General features: G+C 44.3%; 10 protein-coding genes and 1 tRNA gene. 6 read left to right on the top strand and 5 right to left on the bottom strand.

Going from position 1 to position 9,680, the window contains the following annotated elements:
• Positions 1-449, top strand: a 449-nt coding sequence (locus NTX76_00695) for a Fic family protein (protein MCX7337787.1), incomplete at its 5' end; no start/stop codon positions are given.
• Position 450: 1 nt separating this feature from the next.
• Here the strand turns inward: NTX76_00695 and NTX76_00690 are convergent.
• On the bottom strand, positions 451-1,203 hold the full coding sequence (locus tag NTX76_00690; protein ID MCX7337786.1) for a sterol desaturase family protein: 753 nt from the start codon (positions 1,201-1,203) through the stop codon (positions 451-453).
• 317 nt (positions 1,204-1,520) lie between these two features.
• A tRNA-Cys gene (locus tag NTX76_00685) sits at positions 1,521-1,594 on the bottom strand.
• A gap of 130 nt (positions 1,595-1,724) precedes the next feature.
• On the opposite strand from NTX76_00685, the gene eno reads away from it, so the two are divergent.
• On the top strand, positions 1,725-2,978 hold the full coding sequence (eno, locus tag NTX76_00680) for a phosphopyruvate hydratase (protein ID MCX7337785.1): 1,254 nt from the start codon (positions 1,725-1,727) through the stop codon (positions 2,976-2,978).
• Positions 2,971-3,318, top strand: a complete 348-nt coding sequence (locus tag NTX76_00675) for a septum formation initiator family protein (protein ID MCX7337784.1) — start codon at positions 2,971-2,973, stop codon at positions 3,316-3,318. Before eno ends, NTX76_00675 begins: the two co-directional genes overlap by 8 nt.
• On the opposite strand, the gene NTX76_00670 is transcribed toward NTX76_00675, so the two are convergent.
• From NTX76_00670 to rnc, 3 genes are all read right to left on the bottom strand, one after another.
• Complete coding sequence (locus NTX76_00670; protein MCX7337783.1) at positions 3,315-3,659, bottom strand: hypothetical protein; 345 nt, start codon at positions 3,657-3,659, stop codon at positions 3,315-3,317. The two genes, NTX76_00675 and NTX76_00670, sit on opposite strands and share 4 nt — an antisense overlap.
• Before the next feature lie 174 nt (positions 3,660-3,833).
• The gene (gene era, locus NTX76_00665; GenBank protein MCX7337782.1) at positions 3,834-4,733 is read right to left on the bottom strand and encodes a GTPase Era; all 900 of its coding nucleotides are present in this window, start codon (positions 4,731-4,733) and stop codon (positions 3,834-3,836) included.
• Positions 4,730-5,422, bottom strand: coding sequence for a ribonuclease III (gene rnc, locus NTX76_00660; GenBank protein ID MCX7337781.1), 693 nt, complete (start codon positions 5,420-5,422; stop codon positions 4,730-4,732). The genes era and rnc overlap by 4 nt, the downstream gene beginning before the upstream one ends.
• Positions 5,423-5,556: 134 nt before the next feature.
• Here rnc and NTX76_00655 point away from each other — a divergent pair, with 134 nt between their 5' ends.
• The 3 genes from NTX76_00655 (at position 5,557) to NTX76_00645 (ending at position 9,598) form a co-directional block, all read left to right on the top strand.
• Positions 5,557-6,795 (top strand): lipoprotein-releasing ABC transporter permease subunit, encoded by a 1,239-nt coding sequence (locus NTX76_00655; GenBank protein MCX7337780.1) that lies wholly within the window; start codon positions 5,557-5,559, stop codon positions 6,793-6,795.
• Positions 6,796-6,975: 180 nt separating this feature from the next.
• Positions 6,976-9,000 carry a YncE family protein gene (locus NTX76_00650; protein MCX7337779.1) on the top strand — a complete coding sequence of 675 codons (2,025 nt, stop codon included), beginning with the start codon at positions 6,976-6,978 and terminating at the stop codon, positions 8,998-9,000.
• Between the two features lie 214 nt (positions 9,001-9,214).
• Complete coding sequence (locus tag NTX76_00645) at positions 9,215-9,598, top strand: ion transporter (protein ID MCX7337778.1); 384 nt, start codon at positions 9,215-9,217, stop codon at positions 9,596-9,598.
• Positions 9,599-9,680: the final 82 nt, after the last annotated feature.

Raw genomic sequence — 9,680 nt, 5'->3', positions numbered from 1 at the left:
TAGAGGACGCTATCCGTTCCTTAAAGCAAGATCTGATGATTAAAGCAGAAGCCTCGGATTTGTTTGGCCGATTACGGGAACAAGGGAGTCAGGGGGGCCAAGAGGATCAAGGCGCTATGGTAAGCTCCATTCTAGGGTCCATCCACCAGACGTTTGGCGGCCAGCTTTTGTATCCCTCCACCCGTGAGAGAGCAGCTCATCTCCTCTACTTCGTGATCAAAAACCATCCCTTTATCGATGGCAACAAGCGAATAGGGTGTCTGTTATTTCTTTTGTATCTAAAGGCGCATCAAATCCCCCTTGATCCCATAACAGCCTCCATGCTTGTGGCTTTAGCTCTTTTGGTAGCCCAAAGCCAACCCCACGAGAAAGAGATTATGATTAAACTGATTATGCACCTTATACCGGGAGAGTCTACCCTGGGACACGATACGCAACAGAAATCATAGATCACGGCTGATCCGGATTCCCATCTTCTATGATGCGTTCATGGATATTGGTCATCGGCTGTCTTTTTAAAACGCGACGATAAACAGCATCATAATCCTTTGACAGGGTTCCCATAAGGCGATCCCAGCACGTAAAATAAAACCCATAATTTTCATTAAAGCGCGCATGGTGCAATGCATGTGCCGTGCAGGACGTAATAAGTGATCGAGAAATGTGTGTTTTGTCTATGAGATCGGGATTATTGGTCATAATATTCAGCTCAAGATTAATGTGCGCAGCGGCATTACAAATAAACATAAATGTTAATGCCGCAATGCATCCTATGAAACTCAATCCAAACAGGGAATCAAACGCAACAAACAGACCCAACCAACCGCCCAATAAGATAATATCCTCGAGCATAGAAAGCGACAGACTTGAAAGACCGGACATCACGATGCTTTTGTGATGCTGATGATGGGCCCATTTATACAAAAATTTCGATTTATGCATCAAAAGATGTATCCAAAAAAACCAGGTATCCATCAAAACAACAAGTCCCACAAATTCCAAAATAACCCGTGCGGATAAATTATAGGCCGGATCATAGTGTATAAATGGCAATAAACAAAAACCAAGAATAATGTTTACAGCTATTTTGATTGGGTAGCATGAAAATTCTTCTTTTATTTGTTTCCATTTTATGGGGATCTCAAAAATAACAGGGGATTGAAACCCAAGAATTCTAAAAATAACAATAATAAATGCAACCATACACGGGGAAACAATAAAGTAGGAAAGCAATAAACAAATGGGAATTGTATAGGCATTAGGGGCAAAAGAAAAGATTTGATAGAATACAAAGGTACTACATAGGGCGGAAGCGGCTATTATTATAGGAAAAAACTCGTTAAAAACAAGTCGGTGAATAATGCTGTTGCGCATTTAACAATCCAATACAAAATATAGGTGTGTTTCTATATTCTGACTATAACATCAACTTATTAACAAATTGATAATATTTATGGTGGATTTTTTTGGCGGCTCCCTATCACGAAAGAGAATTGCCGCCGCGCATTGCGCTTATGGAATGGAGGCCGAGGCCGGAATCGAACCGACGTACAAGGATTTGCAGTCCTCTGCATGACCACTCTGCCACCCGGCCACTTTTTAGAGTGACTCTCTATTTTATAGGCTGCCAACATAAAAAGATCAACAGTATTTTTCATTTTGCCCAAAGCTCTGTTTGGGATACGATGGTTTGTCATTATAATTATCATCCATAGGAGTTTCCATTGTCCGAAATAGCCCATATCCTGGCCCGTGAAATTTTAGATTCACGCGGCAATCCAACCGTCGAAGTCGATGTCGTTTTAGAGTGTGGTAGCCTTGGCCGGGCGGCGGTTCCATCCGGCGCGTCAACGGGCAGCTTTGAAGCCGTCGAACGTCGTGATGCCGATGCAAGCCGATACAATGGCAAGGGAGTTTTGACAGTCGTTGATACAATAGAGACCGAGATTTTTGAAACACTGGTTGGCTTGGACGCCGACAATCAACGTATGATGGATGCCATTTTAACGCAATTGGATGGTACCGACAATAAATCACGCTTGGGGGCGAATGCGACCCTAGCGGTTAGCCTGGCCGTGGCCAAGGCGTCAGCCAAGGCTGCTGAGGTGCCATTGTACCGGTATATCGGCGGGATTAATGCCTGCACCATACCGATGCCAATGATGAATATTCTGAATGGCGGGGCACATGCGGATAACCCGATTGATATCCAAGAATTCATGATCATCCCAACATCAGCCGGCGACATCGCCACAGCGGTTCGTATGGGGGCAGAAGTTTTTCATACATTAAAAACCATTCTGAAAAAAGCAGGATTGAATACAAATGTCGGTGACGAGGGGGGGCTGGCTCCAGCTTTGCAAAGCTCACGTCAGGCGCTTGATTTCATCATGCAAGCGATTACAAAGGCTGGATACGCACCAGGGGAAGATTTCCACCTGGCGCTGGATGTAGCGGCAAATGAATTGTATCATAATGGCACCTATAAGATCGAAGGGCACACTTATACAGCCGAACAAATGGTCGACTATTATCAAAAATTAATCAATGATTATCCGCTGATTTCGATCGAGGATGGCCTGGCAGAGGAAGACTGGGCCGGCTGGACCCACATGACCGCAGTTTTGGGGGATAAAATCCAAATCGTGGGCGATGATTTGTTTGTGACAAACCGCGATCGTTTGTTGCACGGCATTCAATGCAAGGCGGCAAATGCGATTTTGATCAAGCCCAACCAAATCGGTACACTGACCGAAACATTGGATACCATTCAAACTGCGCAAAAGGCGGGGTATCGCACCATCATTTCCCACCGATCTGGCGAGACCGAGGATACAACGATTGCCGATTTGGCCGTCGCCGTTAATGCAGGACAAATTAAAACCGGATCCTTGTGTCGGTCTGATCGCGTGGCCAAGTACAATCAATTAATTCGCATTGCCGAGGAACTTGGCGAAATGGCCATTTTTGGTGAGTAGATTCCCATTTCGGATTTCCCCCCAGCTTAGCAAGCTTGGGGGTATTCGTGCCAAGCAAATCCTGGCCCCTTTATTAGCATTGACGGTGTTGACCTATTTCGTGTATCACATTTTTCAGGGAGACAGAGGGATTTTGTCATGGCTGCGTTTTCGGCAAACAATAGAGGCCGAAGAAAAAGTTTTATTCGATTTACAATCGCAAAAAGAAACGCTAGAACGACAAGTTTACCTGCTTAAGCCTGAAAGCATTGACCAAGACATGCTCGAGGAGCGCGTTCGGCTTATCCTCAATTTCGCTTATGAGGATGAGGTTGTTATTCACGATGGCAAGAAAGGCTAGCGATTTCGCCTGAACAGGCAAATCAACGGGAAATTGGTGATGCGTTTTTTGATCGCTGTGGCCCCATAGAAAACAAGCGTTGATAATGCCGAAGAAAGAACCCCCCACACGGGCACAATCATCCACGGGAATTGTTTCCAGGATTCGATCCCCTGGGGTGAAATGATATGCGCCGCAATGATTCCACCAAAACCTGCCAAGATTAATGCTGATGCAGTCGTACTGATCAAAATGGCCGTTATTGTTTTCTTGTGCTTATAGTACGTTCCAACCCGCGCCCATTCATTCGTGGGATAGGATACGGGTGTGTGCGGTTGGAGTATGTGGATGGTGTTGTCCATAGTGATGAAAGGCAAACTTTGAAATCATTTGTTTCTATGTCTTTCAGTATGGACAACGAAGGTTAACAAAACGTTGATTTTGTCCGGGTAAATGACGAGGGTGATAAATTAAGCGACAGGAAATCCCCCGTGTTTCCCCTCGACCCACCTTGCTAAAAGAGAACTCAAAACCCATCATTCATCAAGGATACCAGCATCCCTTAGGCTCGACGGCTTTTCCATCCAATTCTCCCGGACCTTTACAAACAAAAATAAATGCACAGGATGCCCCAGGTGCGTTTCCATTTCCGTTCGGGCCCGCTGGCTGATTTTTTTAATTTGCTGACCACCCTTCCCCAGGACAATGGCCTTTTGGCTGTCACGTGCAGCAATAATAACTTGATTCACCTTGACGCTGCCATTTTTGAATGTTTCCCATGATTCGGTTTCAACAAACACCTCGTATGGCAGCTCGTGCTCCAATTGCAACACCAGCTGTTCCCGTGTTATTTCGGATGCCCACAGGCGCATCGGCAAATCCGATAATTGATCTTCTGGATACATCCATGGACCCTCGGGCACCAACTTACACAAGAAATCAACCAAATCGGATACGCCATCGCTGGTCAAGGCTGATATCATGAATGTATTCGTGATTTGTGGATATCGGGCGAATTCTTCCGCGATTCTCAATAAATAGGATGGCTCCACCAGATCGATCTTATTAAGGACCAAAATCAGGGGATGCTTTTGACCAAGGCGTTCGACAATACGATGACTGGCATCGAAATTCTTTTTTGTCACATCAATCAACAAAACCGTATAATCCCCATCCGATGCCGCACTATAGGCGGACCTGACCATGGCTTGATCCATACGGTGACGTTCATTCTCAAAAATCCCAGGGGTATCCATTAAAATCAGCTGTGTGTCATTTTTGATCACAAGCCCCAAGATCTTTCGCCGTGTAGTCTGAATTTTTGGGGTCACAATCGATACCTTGCTACCCACAATCTGGTTAACTAATGTTGATTTTCCGGCATTGGCCTCACCCACGATAGCGATAAAGCCACATCGTTTTATTGTATCTGTCATTTTTGATTTCCTGTTTTAATGAGGGTTAAAAGATTTAAGGCCGCCTGTTGTTCTGCTTGGCGTTTCGATGCACCAGATCCGATGGATTCAGGCATTTTATCAACGCAGGCGGCAATACGAAAGATGGGCGAATGATCAGGGCCCGAACAATCCAGGACCTTATAAATGGGAACACCCCTATTCTTTGACTGCGCCCATTCTTGTAATTCTGTTTTAGCATCTCTTGGCGGTCGGGCGTTATCCAGATCCAATGATTGCCACAGTCGTATGATGAAATCCTGACAGGGCCTTAGTCCCCGATCCAGATAAATCGCCCCAAGAAGTGCCTCCATAGCATTGGCCAGAATTGCTGAATTTATCGAAAAATTTTCCGCCTGCGTATAAAGCAAATGGGTCCGCAGGTCGATGATTTCCGCAATACGGTTGCAAACATCACGGGACACCAAAACGGCTTGGCGTTTGGCTAGATCCCCCTCGGTTTCCTTTGGATACTTTTGATATAAAAATTCCGCAATGACAATCCCAAGGACACGATCGCCCAGAAATTCAAGCCTCTCGAAATCGCTCCCCTTGTGGCGGGCACCTTTCCGATAAATGCTGGAATGTGTCAAGGCCGCCTGGAGCAAGGATTTATCCGCAAAAATGTATTGGATTTCTTGCTCAAGTGGATGGGGGGTGCTGTCTGTCATTGTAAATTTTTTTATCTTGTTGATAGGTAAAATTATTCTTTATAGGTGATCTTCGGTGGAATTGAGTATAGAATTCAATTCTGGAATTTCCCAGTTAATTTTCATGATGTCTTGAGTTTTTACGGAGACTAAAAATATTTACCATTTTTGAACGCCTCATCGCCTATCGGTACCTGCGCTCTCCGCGTCAGGAAGGGTTTATTTCCGTTATTGCCGGTTTTTCCTTTATTGGGATTGCCCTGGGCGTGGCCACATTAATTATTGTGATGTCCGTCATGAATGGCTTTCGAACGGAATTATTGACCCGCATCATTGGCATGCGTGGCCACGTAATGGTATACGGCATTCAAGCCCCCATAAACGACTATCAAAATATGGTTGATTTGGTGCAAAAAATTCCAGGGGTTGAGATCGCCTATCCCATGATTGACCGGCAGGCCATCATTTCATTCAGGTCACAAGCCCGCGGCGTTTCGGTGTATGGCATTACGCAATCTGATCTGCAACACAGGACACTTATTTCAAGCAACATCAAGGTTGGGTCCATAGATAATTTTGAGGGGGATAGCGTTTTTATTGGTCGGCGGATGGCCGATTCCATGCACATCAATGCAGGGGATCGCCTGGTCATGCTGATCCCAGAGGGGAACGCCACGGCCTTTGGGACGCTACCAAAACAAAAATCATTTCATGTTAAGGGGATTTTTGAAATTGGAATGCATGAATTTGACAAAAATATTGTTTTTATGCCCATGCCGATTGCCCAAACCTTGTTCAAGCTGCCAGGACAGGTCAGTCATCTGGAAGTTTTTTCGACGCACCCAGAACTGGCGGGGCACCTGGCGCACACCATTCAACAAACGGTCGGTAATGGGGTTCGTGTCCTTGATTGGCAACATGGGGATTCCCATATTTTCCAGGCCGTTCAGGTGGAACGCAATGTGATGTTTCTAATTTTAACGCTGATTATTTTGATTGCGTCATTCAACATCATTTCCAGCCTGATCATGTTGGTCAAGGATAAAACCCGGGATATCGCGATTCTGCGCACCATGGGGGCCAGCAGACGATCAATGATGCGTATTTTTTTCTTAACTGGGGCCGCCATTGGGTTTATCGGCACCATGGTTGGCGTGATCCTGGGGTTGGGCTTTGCCTTTAATATCGAATCTATCCGTCAGTTCCTGCAGGGCTTAACCGGAACAGAATTGTTTAATGCTGAAATTTATTTCTTGTCCCAACTGCCCGTTAAGATTGATTGGCACGAAGTAATGACCGTTATCAGCATGGCATTATCATTGTCGTTTTTGGCAACAATTTACCCGGCTTGGCGTGCGGCACGCCTTGATCCTGTGGAGGCGTTGCGGTTTTAGAATGGGATCTGTTGGACCTTCCTTGTCCACGCAGTTCTCGCGTTTCTTTTTTTCCTAATGCAACCCTGAGGTGAATTCTTGAGAAAAGCATCACGAACTTCTTGTATTTCATACAAAATAATGTTACTAAGTTCTTTGGTCGAAGTTAAGAATTAATATTAAATGGTTCCGGGAAAACTGATGCACAATATAATAAAAGATAATTCTTACCAAGGTACGTTTTCTTTATTTGTAGCACTATTATTGACATCGTTATTTTATTCAGATGTCAGGGCAGACTCTTGCATCGTTACTCTTCTGGAAATGGACGCGGTTCTCAAGGTTGATTTAGCCAATGGAACAGTTGGAAAACCAATCTCTGTTGGGTCCCGACCGCGCGCCGTGGCCGTTACAAACGACGGCGCAACCGCTTATGTTGTTAACAGTTATGACAATACGGTTTCCGTCATTAATCTGGCCACAGGAGCAGCCCTTGGGAACCCCATAAAAGTTGGGCAGATTCCGTGGGCCATTGCCGCTACATCCAATGGGAAATATGCTCTTGTTGCGAACCTTTGTGATAATTCGGTTTCCGTTATCGATTTAGCTACCAAAACGCTTGCCTGTCGGGATATTTCTGTTGGCTCAAGCCCCTGGAGCATCCAGATCTCCCCTGACAACAAAAAAGCTTACGTGACCAATTTTGGGGATTCATCTGTATCCGTGATTGATGTTGATAAAAAAACCACGATTGGAACGTCAATTCCCGTTGGATTATTTCCACGCTCTATCGATATCACAAAAGATGGAAAATATGCCTGTGTTGCCAATTTTGGCACCGGGACTGTTTCGTTGATTCATCTTACCAACCAGTCTGTCGAAAGCATTCCCGTCAGACCTCACCCAACATCGGTTGCCATTACAAAGGACGGAAGAACTCTCTATGTCGTCAGTCGTGACGATAGCGACCTGACCATTATCGATTTGGAAACAAAGAAAACCATAAAAAGCACCGTCGGAAACGGGGGTGGATATTCAGAAATGGTTATAAACCCCAACGGCCCAGAACTCTATCTGACAAAGGTTAGCGATAATACCGTTGTTGTTTTTGATACTGAACACCAGTGCTTTTTAGACAAGATCATCCCAATTCCATCTGGGCCAAAGGGAATTTCCATGCTCCCGAAGCAAGGTACAAATTGGCTATCGCGCCTTTTTCAAAGCACAATAAAGCATCTTAAAAACTTAGGAGATGTCCCCCCGCCAGCTAAAATAGAAGAAGACAAAAAAGAGGATGAGCAAAAGAAAAAATCACCCTTAAAGCTGTCAAACATTTTTATTCATCCTGATGGGAAGCAAGCATTATGCATAGATACGGCCAAAGGCAACGTAATTGCCATTGATTTAACCACGGAAAAAGTCATTAAAACACTCAAGTTCAATGGGGGACCAAAGCATATCACTTTTTCTGCCGATGGAAAGAAAGCGTATGTCGTTCTAAAAGATAGGGACAGAATTGCATCGATTGATTTATCGAGCTATTGCATAAACAAGGGACACATAAGTGTTGGGGAAAGACCAAGGGCACTATTTATCTCATCCACAAAAACAGAGGCCTATGTTGTCAATAACTATGATTCCATCGTTTCCGTTATTAATTTGACAGAGGAAAAAGAGGGACAGAATGAACGTGCGCTAACCCCCGCTATACAAGTTGGGTTCCTTCCGATAGATATCGCATCAGACGGGGAGTATTTGTATGTGGTTAATTATGGTGGGGACTCTGTTTCCATCCTCGATCCAACACTAAAAACAACAGTTGGAACGATTGCCGTTGATCGAAAGCCCGGGGCTATCGCTATTGATCTTGTCCATAAAAAGGGGTACGTCGTTAATCGTGGCAACAATAATATTTCTGTTCTAGACCTGACGACACGTAAAGTTGTTGGGGCGTCGATTCCTGTCGGCCCCTCTGCCCGTGGTATTGTTATTTCACCAAAGGGTGACCGTCTGTATGTTGTCAACAATGGTGATGATACCCTGTCCGTTATCGAGACCGACGATGGGTCCTTTAAATCACACAAAATTTCGATTGGAAAAAGCCCCTTTGGTATCGCGATGACGCCGGATGGAAAAACGATTTATATAGCAAACCGGTTAGACGGGACAATATCAAAAATTGATACAGCAACAGAAACGGTCAAAACAATTGCTTTGCAAGGCTGAAGTCGCATACCGAACTTGCCACAATTCGAAATCCCGGTCATTATCCAACGCAGGAGGCTCCTGTTTATTTTTCGACTATGATTGAAAATCATATGACAAAATTTCGTTAAAAAAGTCCTAATTTTCAGAAAAATTAAATTCTTGATCACGCCTAATGACAATGACATGATTAAAAAACAGTGTCAGAAATTAGACATGAAAAAAGAGTAAGATTATGCGCATTCAGATAGATAATGTTCGTGAAAAACTTCAAAAAATACTTGAAAGTCGGTCAATGCATTGGGTCATTGGTGTAATAACGATGATCAACGTGGCGGTACTTGCTATCGATACAACCCCCAGCCTTAGGGCATCTTTATCCGAATTTTTAGAATTTGTTCACTTGTCTGTATTATGGTTTTTCGCTTTCGAGCTTGCGTTACGCATTTTTGCATTTGGCTGGAAATATTTTACTGTTGGCTGGAATATTTTCGATTTTATCATTGTTTTGGCTTCGTTTGCTCCTCTTAATGAGGGGATATCTGCTGTGCGAGCTTTGCGAATATACCCCTCTTACATGATTTTCCGTGCATTCTCTCATAAACTATGTCAAGTATAGCTCTATGAATAAAATTTTATCTCCGCAACTTCGAACAGACCTTTTAAAACGTCACAAAACAGAAAGGGATGGTCGCATCCGT

It is taken from the genome of Alphaproteobacteria bacterium, from assembly GCA_026400645.1.
In the GTDB taxonomy this organism is placed as follows: Bacteria; Pseudomonadota; Alphaproteobacteria; order Paracaedibacterales; family CAIULA01; genus JAPLOP01.
The sequence above is the reverse complement of the archived record's forward strand: the minus strand, read 5'-3'. Positions and strand labels throughout refer to the sequence as shown.